The following is a 16,783-nucleotide window of genomic DNA, read 5'->3' on the forward strand; positions in this document are numbered from 1 at the left end:
CATGGAGACCAAGAAGGTAGCGGCCAAGGGTGCTCGACCTAAGAAGACGGTCTTCCCCTGGCACCTGGGCAATACCACCCTGCGCAATCCGTTTCGGTTGCGCGAAGGCCTGAAGGTCCTGGACAACTCGCCGCTGCAGGGCAATCTGACCGGCAAAGAGAACGAGAGCGCCTTCGCCATGGCACTGGACGCCGCTGGGGTCGTCGATATCACCCGCGCGGACGACGATGTGTCGGATCTGGGCCGCAAATGGCGGTCCGCGTTTACCCAACTCGGCCTGATTACGCCACCGATTGCCGAGAAGCAGGGCGACCAAGCCTGGGTTGGCCCGCCCTACCGCATCACCCCGAGCGGTGCGCGCTTGCTGAGTGCCACCACGGGTTCCGCCATTCAAGAGCAGTTGTTGCGCGTGTTGGCCGCGTACTGCATCCCGAATCCGTGGGAACCGCGATACCAGTTCGAACGCTTCAATCCGCTGCGCCACGCGCTGCGCCTGATTCAAGGGGTGGAAGCGGCGGGCCTCGAAGCCAAGCTCACCGCGCTGGAGATGGCGGTCATCGTGCCCTTCACCAACGGCCAGTCGGACTTGGCGGCCGTTATAAGGGAGATTGCGGCGCTGCGTGAGGAACGAAAGAAATCGACGAACAAGAAGAAGTTTGACGCTGACGCGTTCAAGGCTATGGGGGCGCGCTACAGCTACAAGCCCGGAACCTTCGGAGACTACGCTGACCTCAACGCACGCTATTTGAAGGCCACAGGCATTTTCCGCGCTTCGGGACGCGGCATTGCCATCGCTGTCGAACGCAAGTTGCTGGCGGATCTGCTGGCGGCGCAAACTGACGTTCCCCTCGACGACAGAAGCTATATCCAGTGTTTGATGGAGGGCGGAGCGCTGCCGACCGATGACCGGGCGGCGGGCAAGCTCTACCTGGACTCACTGCAAGCCATCGCGATGGCCCGTGGATTGGCAGTGGACGTCGCCAACCGCCCCCAAGCTACGGCGGCGGATATTTCGAGCCTGGCGCACGAAGTTGAAGAAGCGATCTTCGAGGACAAGGAAGCGACCTTCGCGCTGAAGCAAGCCGAGCAGTGGGAAGAAATCATCCTCTACATAGACGCCATCCTCACCGGCAAGACTTACCCGGCGGGCGAGGTGGACGGCGAGCCACGCTTCATTTCGGTGCCCAAGCAGGAACGGCCGGCTTACTTGGAGTGGGTGTTGTGGCGGGCCTTCCTCGCCATCGACAGCCTGGTGAATGCGCCGGGCCATGCCCGCAAATTCAACGTCGACCAAGAGTTCCTGCCGATGGGCTGCGCATCGGGCGGCCAGCCGGACATGGTGTTTGAGTTCGAGGACTTCGTCATGGTCTGCGAAGTAACGCTGACCACCCACTCACGGCAAGAGGCTGCCGAGGGCGAGCCGGTGCGGCGCCACGTGGCTGAGACGGTGATGGAGTACGGCGCGAAGAAAAAGCCGGTCTATGGGCTATTCGTCGCTGTGAAGGTCGACAGCAACACCGCCGAGACATTCCGTATCGGATCCTGGTATCTGCCCGACGACACCCGCCTGACTCTGGACGTGGTGCCTATCACGCTCGAAGACTTCCGCGAATTCTTTAGGGCGGTGTTCACCCATGGCAAAGTCGACGTTAAACATATCCGGGCGCTGCTCGACGCATGCTGTGCAGACCGCGCCTTCTGTGGAGGAGCGCCGGCATGGAAAGCGACAATCGGAACCCACATTCGCGAGCACATTCAAGCTTATTCCAGCACCTCTGAAGCCGCAGATTGCACTTAAGGCTCGCTCTCGAGTTGGCATCTATTTAGTGCGCACGTCGGCGCGACTGATACATTTCGATACGCTACTCAGGCGATTGATGTCCATAATCTTCCTGGCTCCTTATTCGACCAACGCCCCTCCTTGGTGTAAGAGATGGCATGAGATTATGTCTGACGACAAGTCACACATTGACGTCACCCCTGTACATAACAGGGGAAATGGGGGGCAAGGAGCGGAGCATCAATGACTTAGCACAGGAGTGTATGCTTGTCGGACATTTGGAAAAACTTCTACCCTTTCGTAGAGAGTGGAGCGAACTGAATTGTTAATTCTTAACGACGGAAAAGGCAATTCGTTCGAAACTGCAATCGCGCAGCTTCGGGATTCGCACTCTCTTAAGATCGCTTGTAGTTACTTGCAACCTCAGGGCTGGGAAATCATAAGAAGCATCTTCAGCAAACAGATTCTTCAGCGTTCAAAGCTAATATTTACTGACCAGCTTTCAATCACGAATCCTACGGCCGTCAGGATGGCCATGAATGACGGCGTGGCAACGCGAGTTTTCCGTGGCAATGCCACCTATCATCCTAAGTGCTACCTTTCCGTGAGCTCAGATGGCACACCCTTACGCTATGTCTTGGGGAGCGCAAACATTAGCCTCTCGGCACTACGGACCGGGGTAGAGGTTGGCGTAGGTGGCAACGAGCCCAGTCATCTCAGAGAACTGAGCGTTTGGTTCGATGAGGTTTGCGAGCGCCACAGTATAGCGGTGAACGCCGCAGTACTCGGGGAAATGGAGGGTATTTGGAAGCTTGCAGCAGCTTCGCGAGCCAAGAACCGACTCAAGATGGTTGTGACTACGACAGGGCCTGAAGTTTCAGGCTCGCCTGCGGATCTCGCAGAAACCTACGAGGATGCTTTTGAATCACTAGTTAAGCCTATTGGCATGCTGAATTTTGACCACGCGGGAAACAACGTTCGGACTCTGCAGCTAGCGCGCGAGGCCTTAGACAACTGGCCTTCCGCCGATGGCAAGACAGTGAGCGAGATGAAATTGTTGGGGTTTGTTTCCGATGGAACCCTGACCTCGCTTGGGAAGGCTGCCAAGAACACCAGCACGCATGAGGATCTCGCTCTTGCCTGGTGTGGTTGGTTGCTCGACACACCCGACGAGGTCCTTTCCGAACTTAATGCGAGGTTAGTAGCAGCAAAGCGGTCATTTCTCCGATTCTGTTCGCTTAGCGAGGAGGTTTCCGATTTTTTTGTAGCCAACGCGTTGGAAAGCTCAGAGAAGAAGTTGCTACAGACGATCGAGCTCATCTGCAATGCCAGCAGCATGGTCGAGAAGCTTGGGCTAGCTGAGATTCGCGTGCTCTCTAAGCTACTGCCTGCCTCGGAGTACATGAGCCCGGCCTCCGCAGAAGCCATTACGACCTATTTTGCGAATAAGGGTGCGCGCGGATGGAGCCGGGATGACCGAAGAATCATGGTTAATGCTTTTCGGAGGGCGCTGTCGGCACGCTGACCAGAACAGGCGTCAGAGTCGACTTTCTCAGTCTGTCCAGTCTGTTTCGGCGGGTACCGCTTGCCGGCGGGGCCGCCCGATACGTCCGGGGCAGATGGACCGCCCCAGCTGCTCTTCGATCATCGAGGTGAAGCGGTCAGTGCCCAGCGCCTGCTGGCGCTGCAGCCGGTTGCGGATGGTCTCCAGCTCCTCGGGCGTGACCGCCTCGGCGACCCACGCACGGTAGGCCGACAGTCGCGCGGCGTCGTCGCCGCCAAGCGCCAGGTACTGCGGGTGGGCGTCACCAGCGCGTCGCGCGTTCCCAACGCATTAGCCGCGTAGCTGGACCACGCGTGGTCACCGGGCTTCGCCACCATTGCTGCGCGGACCGGGTTGAGCTCGATGTAGCGGTAACAGCGCAGCAGGTGCGCGTCGCTCTGCACGGGGCACGCCTTGTAGCGGCCCTCCCACAGGGTGCCGGTGCGCCCGTAGCGGTCGTTGACGTAGCGCACGTAGCGGCGGCCCAGAGCCTGCATCATCGCGCCGACCTGGCCGCCGGCGCCCGGTGTCACCAGCAGGTGCACGTGGTTGGTCATCAGCACGTACGCGTGGATGGCGCAGCCGGCGCGGGTGGCGGCGGTGCGCAGCTCGTCCAGGTAGCGCACGTGGTCGATAGGCTGGAAGAAGCACGGCCGGCGGTCGTTGCCGCGCTGGACCACGTGCTGCGGAATGTGGGGCAGGTCGATGCGAGGGAGGCGGGGCATGGCGTCCGTGCGATGCGGTGGGTGGGCCATGGTGGGCGCGCCCCCGGGGCCCGGTGTATCAGTCCTCGCCGCATCGCGCTGTCGGAAAGTCGACTCTGACCCCTGTTTTCGCTTCATGATTTCGCAACGCCAGCCGATAACGTCGCTGCCTTGCCTGCCGACGCCCAGATTCCCAGGTAGCCCCGAATGCCCGTGCAGGATCCAGACGATCGGTACCTCCGCGTGGCCATGATGGTCATGCTCTCGCTGGCCCTGCTGGCGGGCGTTTGTGCCACCGCGATGCACTGGCTCGGCCCGGTCCATCGGCCCATGGATCGGGTGCTTCCGCCTGTGGTCAGCGCGCTGTTGGCAGGTCTCGTCTGCGCGCTGTGGCTGCGGCCCGCATGGGTGGGCGTCATCACGCGCATCGCCCTGTGCCTCTCGGCCCTCACGCTGATGGCGCCCGCGTGGCTCTATACGGTGCAGGCAAGCCTGTCGCCGGACGTCCGCCTGATCGACACGCTGCCGCCGATGTCGTCGCTGTTCGCGGTGTTCATGGCCATGCTCATGATCTTCGTGCCGGGCCGACGCGCGTACGTCGCCGCCGCGGTCGGCTGGCTGCTGGTGGCGTCGCCGGTGCTCGTCTACCTGCTGACCCACCCGGGGGAACTGGGGACGCCGCGCGGCGTGGACCTGGCCATGGCCTTTGGGCCCGCCAGCCTCATGCTCGTGGTGCTGCTGCCGGTGCAGCGTGGCCTCATGGGAAAGATCCAGCGGCTGGCCTCCGAACGCGACGGCATCGAGGTGCAGTTGCATCGCGACCCCCTCACCGGGGTGAACAGCCGCCTGTTCGGCGAGCGCGTGCTCCGCGACGTGCTGGCCAGAGGTGGCACCGCCGGGCTGGTCATGCTGGACCTCGACCGCTTCAAGGCCATCAATGACACCTATGGCCATCCGGCCGGTGATGGTGTGCTGCGGGTTGTGGCCGCGACCTGCGCGCGCCTGCTGAGGCCGAGCGAGTGCATCGCGCGCTGGGGCGGTGAGGAGTTCCTTGTGATCCTGCCCGATGTCGATCCAGGGGCGCTGCATGGCATCGCCGATCGCCTGCGCGTGGCGATCGCCGCCGTGCCGGTGGCGCCGGTCGCGCAGGTGACGGCCTCCCTCGGCACGGCCCTGTTGCACCCCGCCGACACCCTCGACACCGCGCTGCAGCGCGTCGACCGGGCGCTGTACCGCGCGAAGGAATTGGGCGGCAATTGCGTCTGCGCAGGTGAGGGGGGGCCAACAGCGGGGTCAGGTTCACTTCGAGAGCGGGGGTCAGTGAAGATTCCGAGCTTGGAAGTGCTGTAGCCACGTTCCGCGCCAGCAGCCCTCACGCCCACCACTACCGAGGTCCACATGTCCGACCGCGTCCTTGTCTTCTACGGCTCCTACCGCGCAGGCCGGATGGGCATCCGCCTGGCCGACTACTGCGTGCGCGCACTGCAGGCCCGCGGCGTCGACGCCGAGCTGATCGACGCCAAGGCGGTGGACCTGCCGATGCTGGACCGCATGTACAAGGAGTACCCGCCGGGCGAGGCGCCGGAGGCCATGGAGGCACTGGCCGGCAAGATCCGCGGCGCCGATGGCTTCGTGTTCGTCCCCGGCGAGTACAACTGGGGCATGCAGCCGGGCCTGAAGAACCTCACCGACCACTTCCTGGAGGAGTGGTTCTGGCGCCCCGCCGGCATCGTCAGCTATTCGGCCGGGCGCCTAGCCGGTGCGCGCGGCAGCGTCCCCTGGCACGGCACGCTGTCGGAAATGGGCATGGTGGTGATCTCCAGCACCGTCAACGTCGGGCCCATCGGCAAGACGCTGGACGCGCAGGGGCAGCCAATCGACGAGGCCGGAAAGTTCCTAGAGAAGAGCTTCGCCCGCTTCGCCGACGACCTGGCCTGGTGGATGGAGGCCGCACGGCTGCAGAAGGCACGGAAGGCGCCGCCCTTCTGAGCGGGTGAGCCCGTTGGACCCGCTCTTACATGCTATGGACGTGCAGGATGTTGCCGTCCGGGTCCTTGAACCAGATGGCCGCGAAGCCATCGCGCCGGTGCACGCCGCGGTGCATGTCCATGCCCAGCCGCGGATATTCCTCGAGCGTCACGCCCTTTGCGCGCAGCGACTCCGCAATGGCCTCCACGTCATCGCCGCCCCGCCAGACCACCGCGTTGCCGGTGCCTGGCCTGACATCCGCGGAGCGGTACACCACAAGCTGCGTGTCGCCGGTCTGGTATCCCAGCACGCCATCGATATCGTCGCCGCTGGGCTCGAGGCCGAGCGTGTTGCTGTAGAAGTCCCGCGCCCGTTCGAGGTCGCTGACTGCGACGATGGCGCTTGAGGTTTTGTGCTTCAGCATGGGGCTCTCCGCATCTGGGTACGTCCGTCGCGCAAAAGGGGCACGGATTTGTGACCGTGAGCGGGACGACGTTGGAACGACGTCAACGGTGCGTTAACACGCGGCGCGCGTTCTTCGGTGCGTTGGTGACACTCGAGGCCGGGCGCGTTGACAGCTTTGCGACGAGCAGTGGGTCAGCCTTTCTCCGTGGGCCGCCACCTGCGGCACACACGTCTCGCACCCACCGCGATTAGCGCCTCCCCAAGGAATATCGATGAAAAGGATTGATCGATGAGTAAGTACCTGTCTTCATTCAGCGGCTTCATGGCCGCTTCGCTGTTGGGCGCAGCTCTTTTGCTGCCCTCGGTCGCCCAGGCCGCATGCCCGTCCATAGGCGACAAGGGCCTGTGGGGTGACTGCTCTCCCCGGAGCAGTAATTGCTACAAGGCCTGGGTGACGGACCACCGCAAGTTCAACGGCATCTGGCACTACAAGCGCCTCGTGTATCGACGTAATGCCGGAGGCACCTGGTCGTACTACAGCGAGACGTGGCACCGCTGCTAAGCGGTGGGGGAGTCAGCCCAACAACGGGGTCAGGTTCACTTCCTGGCCCTTCAACCGCGGCCCGGCCGATGCGCCGGCCGCACCCCAGCGAATCGCCGGGTCTTGGCCTCCACCATCGCCCGGAAGTCGTCACGGCCATAGTCGCGCTGCTGTCGCAGGAAGAGGCGGCTGGCAGCGAGGTCCTCGTCGTTGAAGTCGGCGGTTAGCGGGTTCCGACAGGCGCCGCCCCGTTCGGGGCTGGTCGAAGCGGGGCAGGCGGGCCATGCGTTCAGAGTGGTGCGCGGCTCGGTGTGGCCTATCGGCTTTGCGCCGAACGGTCCGTCAGGCGGATTCCGGGGGCGCGTGGGACGTAAGCCTGCCCCTTCTTGATTGCAGGCGGACCGGTATCCTTCCGCCATGCCTCTGCGCCGCCTGCCCGCCACCCGCTACATCACTCCCCTGCGCGAAGGCGGTTCGATGCCGGCCGTGGTCGAGGGAGAAGACCAGGGCCTATACCTGCTCAAGTTCCGCGGGGCCGGCCAAGGGCCGAAGGCGCTGGTCGCCGAAGCGATCTGCGGCGGCCTGGCGCGTGCGCTGGGCCTGCCGGTGCCGGAAATCGTGCTGATGGACCTGGATGCCGAACTGGCACGCACCGAGGGCGACCCGGAGATCCAGGACCTGATCAAGGCCAGCGCGGGACTCAACCTGGGGATGGACTACCTGCCCGGCGCGATCAACTTCGACCCGGTTGCCGAACAGCCCGACGCCGACCTGTGCTCGCGCATCGTCTGGTTCGATGCGTTCACGAGCAACGTCGACCGCACCGCGCGCAATCCGAACATGCTGGTGTGGCACCGCCAGCTGTACCTGATCGACCACGGCGCGGCGCTGTATTTCCACCACGGTTGGGACGGCGACGTTTCGCAGGCCGCCAAGCCATTCGCGTTGATCCGCGACCACGTGCTGCTGCGATGGGCCACGCAGCTGGCCGAGGTCGACGCCGACCTCGCGCAACGCCTGGACGGGGACGTCATCGCCCGGATCGTTTCGCAGGTGCCCGACGACTGGCTGCAGGGGGGCGACACGTTCGGCGACCCGGCGACCCAGCGCGCGGCGTACGTCGACTACCTCACCACGCGCCTGGCCCGGCGCGCCGGCTTTGTGCAGGAGGCGATCGATGCGCGAGGCTGACACCTACGACTACGCGGTGATCCGCGTGGTGCCGCGCGTCGAGCGCGAGGAGTTCGTCAATGTCGGCGTGATCCTCTCCTGCGAGCGCGCCCGTTTCCTGAAAGCCCGCATCGAAGTGGATCCGACCCGGCTGCTTGCGCTCGACCCGTCCATCGACCTGGAACTGGTCGGCCGCCACCTGGCCGCGATCGCGGCGGTCTGCGAGGGCGGTGAAGCGGCCGCGCCGATCGGCCTGCTGCCCCCGCGCGCCCGCTTCCACTGGCTGACCGCCAAGCGCAGCGCGATCCTGCAGACCTCGCCGGTGCACATGGGCCGCTGCGCCGGCGACCTGGACGCCACGCTGGAGCACCTGATGACGCGCATGGTGCGGGTGCTCCCGCCGGCGGTCCCGGTTTAGGAACCGCAGTCGCGCGGCGCCGCGCCCACCGGGTTACCCTTCACTCGTTCCGAAGCCAGGGTTGATTGGATGAACGCCCCCCCGAGAGCCACCGTCGTCGGTCTGGTCACGCCGCACCTTCTGCGCGTCATCGACCTGGCCAACCAGGCCGAGAAGGGCATGAACGTTGATTGGCATCTGCGCAGTGCCGTGGACACGACCATGCGCGAACTGGGCGACCTGTGGAACGCGTCGGCATCCGTGGCGGCGTACCTCGAAGGGCTGGAGAGCGCGGCCGCTCAGGCCCCGAAGCACCGTGAGGAATACCTCCGTGTCCTGCAGGCCGCAGCCGAAGCCGCGCGCCGTCTCAGGCGCGATTGACGGCACGAAAGAGCGACGCCTGCCAGCAACGGGTCGGCGTATCGGGGCCGCACTCACAGAGAAGTAACCTGCCGGGGCGCACTGTCCCCTGGCACCACGATGCAATGTCGTGACGGCGACTCAGCCGCGCTGCACCTCCGCCCACTCTCCGCACTGAGCATTCTTTCCGCCATTTTTCGATGGCGGATCCGGCTTCGGCCGTCCCGGTTCCGGCGTAGGCGCAAGTGTGTGCCTGGATCGTTTCGAGGTACTTCCCATGAACACCATGACTTCCACGACTTCCTCCAGCAGCGACAACCTGCTGGCCCGCGCTGCCGCCAACGGCAGTTTCAAGACCTTCGGCAAGGCCGTCGAGCAGGCGGGCCTGTCCCAGACGCTCAACGGCAGCGGACCGTTCACCGTGTTCGCCCCGACCGATGCGGCGTTCGACAAGCTGCCCTCGGGCAAGCTCGACAGCCTGCTGAAGCCGGAGAACAAGGCCGAGCTGGCTTCGATCCTCAACTACCACGTGGTCAGCGGCCGCAACAGCGCCGCCGACGTCGGCAAGTGGCAGACCGCCAAGACCGTGAACGGCCAGGCCGCCCCCATCAAGGTGGAAGGCAGCAAGGTCTTCGTCGGCGGGGCCGAGGTGTCGAAGGCTGACATCGGCTGCAGCAACGGCGTCATCCACGGCATCGACCGCGTGATCATGCCGACGGCATCAGCCACCAAGCAGTAAACCGCGACGGCCCAGCGACGGGCCCCGTGTTCGACAAGCGGCAGGGCAACCCCCTGCCGTTCTTTTGTGCGAAGCATGGGGGCAGGTGCATGCCCGGCCCCGGTCTACACCCCCACTTCCTGCACATCGCTGGCGCGTAGCGACTGCCTACGATGCGGCGCATCCATCCTCGGTGCCCCGTCATGAAGCCGCTGCCGACCGTCCTGCTGTCCCTCGCGCTTCTCGCGCCCGCCGCGGCCTACGCCGGCAGCCAGCCGCTGCAACGCAGCAGCGCGGGTCACCTGGTGACCCAGGTGCAGATCGACGGGCACGGGTCGCAGTTGTTCGGTGTAGACACGGGCGCAAGCGCCACGGCGCTGTACGAGCACGGACGCGCCCGCATGGGCCTGGTGCCCGAGCCTGGCGCGGAGGTCGAGATTTACGGCGCCGGCGGGTCGCAGATGATCCAGCGCTACCGCCTGCCGCGCCTGTCGGTGGCCGGCGAGGAGGCTGACGACCTGCTGGTGTCCGGTTTCCCGGCGTCGGCGAAGCACGGCGAGGAGGTCATGGGCGTGCTGGGGCGCGACGTGCTGGGCGGCCATCTGGTCGAGTTCGACCTGGTGTCCGACCGCCTCGGCCTGCACCGGCCCGGCGAGCTGCCGGCCTCCACGAAGGGCTGGGATTCCGTACCGGTCCGCCTCATGCCGGAGTTCGGCTTCGTGATGCTGGACGTGACCCTGGACGGCGTGCCGGTAACGGCCGTACTCGACACCGGCGCGCGAAGGACCTTCATGAACTGGCACGCGGCCCGGGCTGCCGGCGTCACGCCCCAGTCCGACGGCCTGCAGGCCGCCACCATGGACAGCGGCGTCACCAGGCACGCGTTCGAGTACCACACGCGCCCGTTCGAGACGATCGGCATCGGTGCCACCGGGTTCCCGCCGACCCCGCTGGCCATCGGCGACCTGCCGGTGTTCGAGCCGATGGGCATGGACAAGGCGCCCGGCATGATCCTCGGCCTCGACCTGATGGGCGATCGCCGCTTTGTCGTCGACTACCCGGGCCAGCGGCTGCTGATCGAGCGCTGAGGGCGGCGGTCCCGATCGGGCCTGTCCCACCGTGTCGCCTCGTGGCGTTGGCATCCAGTGCGGCGCCGATGGCGCGCTGCGCGGACACCGGAGATGCCATGAAATCGCTCACGCACGCGTGGCTGCTCGCCCTCACGATCACGGCCGCGGCGCTGGGCTGCCGCACGTCCGCCCCCACGGCGTCGGCCGACCCCCAGTTGCAGGCGTTGGAACAACGGGTATCCATGCTGCAGGGCGAGGCAGCGCAGGGTGGCAGGCCCACCCCGGCCCAGCAGGGCAAGCACCGCCAACTCGTCGGTGACATCCGGGCCTGGCAGCAGAGGACGGGTTCTGACGAGCTGCAGGTGACACAGGAGTCGGAAACCATCGCCCGCCGTGCGGACAGCGGAGGCTCGGGCGGCTGTGAGCCCTGTCCCGGCTACCGCCTGGATGGAGACAGTGTCTGCTTCCTGGAAATCGAAGAGTGCCCGGTGGACGAGGGTGGCGGGGATGACGAGCTGACGTTTGGAACGGTGTGCGTCTACTCGTGCATCTGGATCGGCGGCGGTGCTGCCCCGGCTGCGGCGAGCAGGCCTGGCGCGCCGCTGCGCTAGCCGTCTCGGCACGGTGACAGTCGCCGCCGCGAAGCGTCGGGCGACCCACCGCCTTCGCTTGGGTCATATGCCGTCAGTTGCGGGATGCCAGGGCATCGAGTGACGCAACACCTACCCGGCGTTCACGTCCGCGGGCTAGCGTGTGCCGTCCCCACAAGAGCTGTCGCATGCCCCGCGCCCCTGCCACCAAGCGTCGATCCACCCCCAAGTCATCTGCCGCCGGCCGCGCCCCCGCCATCGCCCGCGACACCGGTTGCGTGCGCGTGCGCGGCGCGCGCGAGCACAACCTGAAGGACGTCGACCTCGACGTGCCCCGCGACCAGCTGGTGGTGTTTTCGGGCGTGTCCGGTTCGGGCAAGTCGTCGCTGGCGTTCGGCACGATCTACGCGGAGGCGCAGCGCCGGTACTTCGAGTCGGTGGCGCCGTACGCGCGGCGGTTGATCGACCAGGCCGGCGTGCCGGATGTCGATTCGATCGAGGGGCTGCCGCCGGCCATTGCCTTGCAGCAGCAGCGCGGTGCCAGCAATGCGCGCTCCAGCGTCGGCAGCGTGACCACGCTGTCGAGCCTGGTACGGATGATGTATTCCCGCGCCGGCGTGTACCCGGCCAGGCAGGCCATGTTGTATGCCGAGGACTTCTCGCCCAACACGCCGCAGGGTGCGTGCCCGCGCTGCCACGGGTTGGGCCACGTGTACGAGGTGACCGAGGCGCTGATGGTGCCGGACCCGTCGCTGACCATCCGCGAGAAGGCCATCGCGTCGTGGCCGCCGGCCTGGCACGGGCAGAACCTGCGCGACATCCTGGTCACGCTCGGCTATGACGTGGACCGGCCGTGGAAGGACCTGCCGAAGAAGGATCGCGACTGGATCCTGTTCACCGAGGAGACGCCGACGGTGCCGGTCTATGCCGGCTTCACCCCGGCCGAGACGCGCGCCGCGCTCAAGCGAAAGACCGAGCCCAGCTACATGGGCACCTACACCGGCGCGCGGCGCTACGTGCTGCACACGTTTGCCAACACCCAGAGCGCGCTGATGAAGAAGCGGGTGTCGCGCTTCCTGGAGGGACGCCTTTGTCCGGAGTGTGACGGCAAGCGGCTCAAGCGCGAGGCACTGTCGGTAACGTTCGCCGGTGCCGACATCGGCGAGCTGTCGCAGATGCCGCTGGACCGTGTGGTCGACCTGCTGCAGCCGGTCGCACGCGGTGAGTTCGACGCGCACGCCGGCGGCGGCACCACCAACACCACCGCGACCAAACGCGACCGGGCAAAGCGCGCCGCCGCCAAGCAGGCCACCCACGCTGCTGCGCCAGACGTGCGCCGCACGCCGGCGCTGTCGGAAGAGAAGCGCCTCGCCGCGCAGCGCCTGGCCGAAGGCGTCGTCGCCCGCCTGCATACGCTGCAGGCGCTGGGGCTGGGCTACCTGTCGCTGGACCGCAGTACCCCGACGCTGTCGCCCGGCGAGCTGCAGCGCCTGCGCCTGGCCACGCAGTTGCAGTCGCACCTGTTCGGCGTGGTCTACGTGCTTGATGAGCCCTCCGCCGGCCTGCACCCGGCCGACAGCCAGGCGCTGTACGACGCGTTGGAGCAGCTGCGCGACGCCGGCAACTCGGTGTTCGTCGTCGAGCACGACCTGGAGCTGATGCGCCGCGCGCAGTGGCTGGTCGACGTCGGCCCCGACGCCGGCGAGCGTGGTGGCAAGGTGCTCTACAGCGGCCCGCCGGACGGACTAGCCACGATCAAGCAGTCGCGGACGGCGCAGTACCTGTTCGGCACCACGCCCGCACCGGCCAGCCTGGAGCGCACGCCATCGGGCTGGCTCGAACTGCAGGGCCTGCACCGCCACAACCTGCACGGGCTGGACGCGCGCGTCCCGGTGGGCGTGCTGACCGCGGTCACCGGCGTCTCCGGGTCCGGCAAGTCCAGCCTGATCGCGCAGGCGCTGGCCGAACTCGTCCGCCTGCACCTGGGCCACGAGCCCGAGGACAGCGACGACGACACGCCCGACGCGCCGTCCGCCATCGAACGCACGCATGGGCACCTGACCGGCGACGTCGATGCCGTGCAGCGGCTGGTGCAGGTCGACCAAAAGCCGATCGGCCGTACACCGCGCTCCAACCTGGCCACCTACACCGGCCTGTTCGACCACGTGCGGAAGCTGTTCGCCGCCACGCCCGAAGCGCGCCGCCGCCGCTTCGACGCTGGGCGGTTCTCCTTCAACGTCGCCAAGGGCCGTTGCGAGACCTGCGAAGGCGAGGGCGTGGTCAGCGTCGAATTGCTGTTCATGCCCAGCGTCCATGCGCCGTGCCCCACGTGCCACGGCGCCCGCTACAACGAGGCGACGCTGCAGGTGCGGTGGAACGGTCGCAACATCGCCGAGGTGCTGGGCATGACGGTCGAGCAGGCCGGCGCGTTCTTCGACGGGCAGGACGCCATCGCCCGACCGCTGCATCTCCTGCGCGAAATCGGCCTGGGTTACCTGCGCTTGGGCCAGCCGGCCACCGAGCTGTCCGGCGGCGAGGCGCAGCGCATCAAGCTGGCCACCGAGCTGCAGCGCAGCCAGCGCGGCCGCAGCCTGTACGTGCTAGACGAACCGACGACTGGCCTGCACGCCGCCGACGTCGACCGTCTGATGGAGCAGTTGCACCGCCTGGTGGAGGCGGGCAACACCGTGGTGGTGATCGAACACGAGATGCGCGTCGTCGCGCAGGCCGACTGGGTGATCGACATGGGGCCCGGGGCGGGCGAGCGGGGCGGCCGCATCGTCGCCGAGGGCCGGCCGCGTGAGGTCGCTAAGGTGCGCGCCAGCCGGACGGCGGAGTACTTGAAGGCCGCTTTGAACGAGTGACCGCGGCGTGTCGCTTCGCCACCCGGACCCGCGTCACGGTTTCGCGCGGATACGTGGCACGCCGGGTTCGGGGCTCCGGCGGGGTGCGGTTGAGGTTCTGCTAGATTCGGGTGCCGCGGCGCAGTGATGCGCCGCGCTCCATGTCCGGCCACAGGAAACGCCACATGCCCCGACTGCGCAACGTGCCCACTGCATCGCCGGTTGTCCCGGCCATGCGCGTGCTTCCCTCCTGCCTGCTGGTTGCCCTGTTGGCCGCGCCAGTCGCGCCGGCAATGGCTCAGGTGAGCATCGTCAATCCGGGTGCGCCGGGCGAGGCGCCGCGCGAGCTGTCGGCCGACGAAGCGGTAAAGATCGCCGCGTCGAGGTATTCGCCTGCGGACGTGCGCTTCATGCAGGACATGGTTCCGCACCACCACCAGGCGCTTGAACTGTCGGCGCTGGTCGGCGACCGGACAAATTCCCCGGCTCTGGTGGAGGCGGCCGGGCGCATCGAGGCCTCGCAGCGCGACGAGATCGAATTCATGCAGGGGTGGCTCAAGGCGCGCGGCGAGCGCGTGCCTGATCCCACCGCGCATGCGGCCATGCACGCCGCGCACAAGATGGCCGGCATGGTGTCGCCGGAAGACATGGCGGCGCTGGCGCGGTTGGAGGGCACCGCCTTCGAGCGGCAGTTCCTGCAATTGATGATCAACCACCACGCCGGCGCGTTGAAGATGGTCGAGGAGCTGCTGGAGCAGCGCGGCTCGGCGTCCGACCCCACGTTGTACGAGTTCGTCACCGACGTCAGCAACGACCAGGCCGCGGAGATCGAGCGCATGACCGCGCTGCTGGCCACCGTCAGCAGCGATGCACGCACCGGCTTGAGCGCGGGCTTCCGCGACGCGGCGGAGGCGATCTCGAACCTGCGCACGGTGGCATCGCTGCCCAAGCCGGCGGGCTTCTTCGACCCCGAGAACCCGGCCGGCCTGCCGCTGGAGCCGGAGGACGAAGACGAGGACGAGAAGGACGAGGAGGCGCTGGCGGAGCAGGAGCGCAGCCAGGCGTTCAAACGCTACAAGGGCGAGTCCACGGGCAAGGCGCGCAGCGGGCTGCTGAGCTTTGCCAATACCGACATGGCGTTCTCGGGTGACGTGCTGGTGGTGGGCAACTACCACGGCTTCAATGCCTACCGCCTCGGCGACGACGGCGTGCCCGCGCTGGTCAGCTCGGTGGTGTGCCCGGGCGGGCAGGGCGACGTGTCCATCGTCGGCGACCTCCTGCTGATGTCGGTCGAGGAAACCCGCGGACGGCTGGATTGCGGCCTGCAGGGCGTGATCGAAGACGTGTCGGCCGAGCGTTTCCGCGGGCTGCGCGTGTTCGACATCAGCGACCTGGCGCGGCCCCGCCAGGTGGGTGCGGTGCAGACCTGCCGTGGCTCGCACACCCACTCGGTGGTGTCCAGCAACGACAAGCGAATCGTCGTCTACAACTCCGGCACCAGCTCGGTCCGCGAGCAGGACGAGCTGGACCGCTGCATCGACGAACTGCCCGGCGACGAGCGCACGGCGCTGTTCCGTATCGACGTGATCGAGATCCCGGTCGCGGACCCGTCCAAGGCCCGCATCGTGGACAGCCCCGCGGTGTTCGCCGACGACGAGACCGGCGCACTGGCCGGCCTGTGGCGCGGCGGCGACCACGGCGAGATGACGCAGGAAACCAACGAGACCGACCACTGCCACGACATCACGGTGTTCCCGGAGGCCAACATCGCCGCCGGGGCATGCTCGGGCAACGGCATCCTGTTCGACATCAGCGACCCGATGAAGCCCACGCGCATCGACGCGGTCACCGACCCGGGCTTCGCCTACTGGCATTCGGCCACGTTCAACAACGACGGCACCAAGGTGCTGTTCACCGACGAGTGGGGCGGCGGCGGTCGTCCGCGCTGCCGCGCATCGGACCCGCGCAACTTCGGCGCCAACGCCATCTACGACATCGTCGACGGCAAGCTGGTGTTCCGCAGCTACTTCAAGATCCCGGCGCCGCAGTCGGTGACCGAGAACTGCGTCGCGCACAACGGGTCGGTCGTGCCGGTGCCGGGGCGCGACGTGTTCGTGCAGGCCTGGTACCAGGGCGGGCTGTCGGTGATCGACTTCACCGACTCGGCCAACCCGGTGGAGATCGCGTACTTCGACCGCGGCCCGGTCAGCAGCGAAGAGCTGGTCACCGGCGGGTTCTGGTCGGTCTACTACTACGACGGCCGCATCTACGGCTCGGAAATCACCCGCGGGCTGGACGTGCTGGCGTTGGCGCCCAGTGACCACCTGACGGACAACGAGATCGCCGCGGCGGCGCAGGCCGACGACGGCGCAGTGTTCAACCCGCAGCAGCAGTTCCCGGTCACGTGGCCGCATACGCCGGTGGTGGCCGCGGCCTACGTCGACCAGTTGGCACGCGACGGCACGCTCGATGCCGCCTTGGAGTCGGAGTTGCGCGAGGCGCTGGATGCTGCCACGACTGCGCTGGATGCGCCCCCCGTCGAAGCCAGCCGGGCCGAACTGGCTCGCCGCATCCTGGCGCTGGCCGGCCGGCTGTCCGAGGCCGCCGACGGCAGCGGGAAGGACAGCGAGCGCCGGGCCGCGCTGGTGGCGGCGATGAAGGGCGTCGCTGCACGCCTGCGCTAGGGGTGGAGGT

At 66.9% G+C, this 16,783-nt stretch carries 15 protein-coding genes; 13 read left to right on the forward strand and 2 right to left on the reverse strand.

Annotated elements, in window-relative coordinates; genetic code table 11:
• Position 1: 1 nt before the first annotated feature.
• Positions 2–1,798, forward strand: coding sequence for an AlwI family type II restriction endonuclease (locus K6753_RS04760; protein WP_223675035.1), 1,797 nt, complete (start codon positions 2–4; stop codon positions 1,796–1,798).
• A gap of 517 nt (positions 1,799–2,315) precedes the next feature.
• On the forward strand, positions 2,316–3,305 hold the full coding sequence (locus K6753_RS04765) for a phospholipase D-like domain-containing protein (RefSeq protein ID WP_223675036.1): 990 nt from the start codon (positions 2,316–2,318) through the stop codon (positions 3,303–3,305).
• 119 nt (positions 3,306–3,424) lie between these two features.
• Here the strand turns inward: K6753_RS04765 and K6753_RS04770 are convergent, their stop codons facing one another.
• The gene (locus K6753_RS04770) at positions 3,425–4,048 is read right to left on the reverse strand and encodes a transposase (protein WP_319936646.1); all 624 of its coding nucleotides are present in this window, start codon (positions 4,046–4,048) and stop codon (positions 3,425–3,427) included.
• Positions 4,049–4,234: 186 nt separating this feature from the next.
• Between K6753_RS04770 and K6753_RS04775 the strand changes: the two genes are divergently transcribed.
• A complete protein-coding gene (locus K6753_RS04775) occupies positions 4,235–5,377 on the forward strand; it encodes a GGDEF domain-containing protein (RefSeq protein ID WP_223675037.1) in 1,143 nt (380 codons plus the stop codon).
• 48 nt (positions 5,378–5,425) lie between these two features.
• Positions 5,426–6,016, forward strand: coding sequence for an NADPH-dependent FMN reductase (locus tag K6753_RS04780; protein ID WP_223675038.1), 591 nt, complete (start codon positions 5,426–5,428; stop codon positions 6,014–6,016).
• A 25-nt stretch (positions 6,017–6,041) separates the two neighbouring features.
• On the opposite strand, the gene K6753_RS04785 is transcribed toward K6753_RS04780, so the two are convergent.
• Positions 6,042–6,419, reverse strand: a complete 378-nt coding sequence (locus tag K6753_RS04785) for a VOC family protein (RefSeq protein ID WP_223675039.1) — start codon at positions 6,417–6,419, stop codon at positions 6,042–6,044.
• A 270-nt stretch (positions 6,420–6,689) separates the two neighbouring features.
• On the opposite strand from K6753_RS04785, the gene K6753_RS04790 reads away from it, so the two are divergent.
• From K6753_RS04790 to K6753_RS04830, 9 genes are all read left to right on the forward strand, one after another.
• On the forward strand, positions 6,690–6,962 hold the full coding sequence (locus tag K6753_RS04790; RefSeq protein WP_223675040.1) for a hypothetical protein: 273 nt from the start codon (positions 6,690–6,692) through the stop codon (positions 6,960–6,962).
• 402 nt (positions 6,963–7,364) lie between these two features.
• Positions 7,365–8,132: a HipA family kinase gene (locus K6753_RS04795; protein ID WP_319936653.1), complete on the forward strand. Its 768-nt coding sequence runs from the start codon at positions 7,365–7,367 to the stop codon at positions 8,130–8,132.
• On the forward strand, positions 8,119–8,529 hold the full coding sequence (locus K6753_RS04800) for a DUF3037 domain-containing protein (RefSeq protein ID WP_223675042.1): 411 nt from the start codon (positions 8,119–8,121) through the stop codon (positions 8,527–8,529). Before K6753_RS04795 ends, K6753_RS04800 begins: the two co-directional genes overlap by 14 nt.
• Before the next feature lie 69 nt (positions 8,530–8,598).
• Positions 8,599–8,889 carry a hypothetical protein gene (locus K6753_RS04805; protein ID WP_223675043.1) on the forward strand — a complete coding sequence of 97 codons (291 nt, stop codon included), beginning with the start codon at positions 8,599–8,601 and terminating at the stop codon, positions 8,887–8,889.
• 256 nt (positions 8,890–9,145) lie between these two features.
• Positions 9,146–9,607, forward strand: coding sequence for a fasciclin domain-containing protein (locus tag K6753_RS04810; RefSeq protein WP_223675044.1), 462 nt, complete (start codon positions 9,146–9,148; stop codon positions 9,605–9,607).
• Between the two features lie 182 nt (positions 9,608–9,789).
• Positions 9,790–10,674 (forward strand): aspartyl protease family protein, encoded by an 885-nt coding sequence (locus tag K6753_RS04815; protein WP_223675045.1) that lies wholly within the window; start codon positions 9,790–9,792, stop codon positions 10,672–10,674.
• A 98-nt stretch (positions 10,675–10,772) separates the two neighbouring features.
• Positions 10,773–11,267: a hypothetical protein gene (locus K6753_RS04820; RefSeq protein ID WP_223675046.1), complete on the forward strand. Its 495-nt coding sequence runs from the start codon at positions 10,773–10,775 to the stop codon at positions 11,265–11,267.
• 167 nt (positions 11,268–11,434) lie between these two features.
• Positions 11,435–14,110 (forward strand): excinuclease ABC subunit UvrA, encoded by a 2,676-nt coding sequence (locus K6753_RS04825; protein WP_223675047.1) that lies wholly within the window; start codon positions 11,435–11,437, stop codon positions 14,108–14,110.
• A 164-nt stretch (positions 14,111–14,274) separates the two neighbouring features.
• The gene (locus tag K6753_RS04830; protein ID WP_223675048.1) at positions 14,275–16,773 is read left to right on the forward strand and encodes a DUF305 domain-containing protein; all 2,499 of its coding nucleotides are present in this window, start codon (positions 14,275–14,277) and stop codon (positions 16,771–16,773) included.
• The last annotated feature ends 10 nt before the right edge of the window (positions 16,774–16,783 follow it).

This window comes from Novilysobacter selenitireducens, from assembly GCF_020026895.1.
Taxonomy (GTDB): Bacteria; Pseudomonadota; Gammaproteobacteria; order Xanthomonadales; family Xanthomonadaceae; genus Lysobacter_C; species Lysobacter_C selenitireducens.

What these genes read in the sequence shown, in the direction of transcription:
- K6753_RS04820 (WP_223675046.1), top strand. Translation starts at nt 10,773, where the DNA reads ATGAAATCGCTCACGCACGCGTGGCTGCTCGCCCTCACGATCACGGCC.
- K6753_RS04810 (WP_223675044.1), top strand. Translation starts at nt 9,146, where the DNA reads ATGAACACCATGACTTCCACGACTTCCTCCAGCAGCGACAACCTGCTG.
- K6753_RS04785 (WP_223675039.1), bottom strand. Translation starts at nt 6,419, where the DNA reads ATGCTGAAGCACAAAACCTCAAGCGCCATCGTCGCAGTCAGCGACCTC.
- K6753_RS04830 (WP_223675048.1), top strand. Translation starts at nt 14,275, where the DNA reads ATGCCCCGACTGCGCAACGTGCCCACTGCATCGCCGGTTGTCCCGGCC.
- K6753_RS04805 (WP_223675043.1), top strand. Translation starts at nt 8,599, where the DNA reads ATGAACGCCCCCCCGAGAGCCACCGTCGTCGGTCTGGTCACGCCGCAC.
- K6753_RS04770 (WP_319936646.1), bottom strand. Translation starts at nt 4,048, where the DNA reads ATGCCCCGCCTCCCTCGCATCGACCTGCCCCACATTCCGCAGCACGTG.
- K6753_RS04780 (WP_223675038.1), top strand. Translation starts at nt 5,426, where the DNA reads ATGTCCGACCGCGTCCTTGTCTTCTACGGCTCCTACCGCGCAGGCCGG.
- K6753_RS04775 (WP_223675037.1), top strand. Translation starts at nt 4,235, where the DNA reads ATGCCCGTGCAGGATCCAGACGATCGGTACCTCCGCGTGGCCATGATG.
- K6753_RS04765 (WP_223675036.1), top strand. Translation starts at nt 2,316, where the DNA reads ATGAATGACGGCGTGGCAACGCGAGTTTTCCGTGGCAATGCCACCTAT.
- K6753_RS04815 (WP_223675045.1), top strand. Translation starts at nt 9,790, where the DNA reads ATGAAGCCGCTGCCGACCGTCCTGCTGTCCCTCGCGCTTCTCGCGCCC.
- K6753_RS04800 (WP_223675042.1), top strand. Translation starts at nt 8,119, where the DNA reads ATGCGCGAGGCTGACACCTACGACTACGCGGTGATCCGCGTGGTGCCG.
- K6753_RS04790 (WP_223675040.1), top strand. Translation starts at nt 6,690, where the DNA reads ATGAGTAAGTACCTGTCTTCATTCAGCGGCTTCATGGCCGCTTCGCTG.
- K6753_RS04825 (WP_223675047.1), top strand. Translation starts at nt 11,435, where the DNA reads ATGCCCCGCGCCCCTGCCACCAAGCGTCGATCCACCCCCAAGTCATCT.
- K6753_RS04760 (WP_223675035.1), top strand. Translation starts at nt 2, where the DNA reads ATGGAGACCAAGAAGGTAGCGGCCAAGGGTGCTCGACCTAAGAAGACG.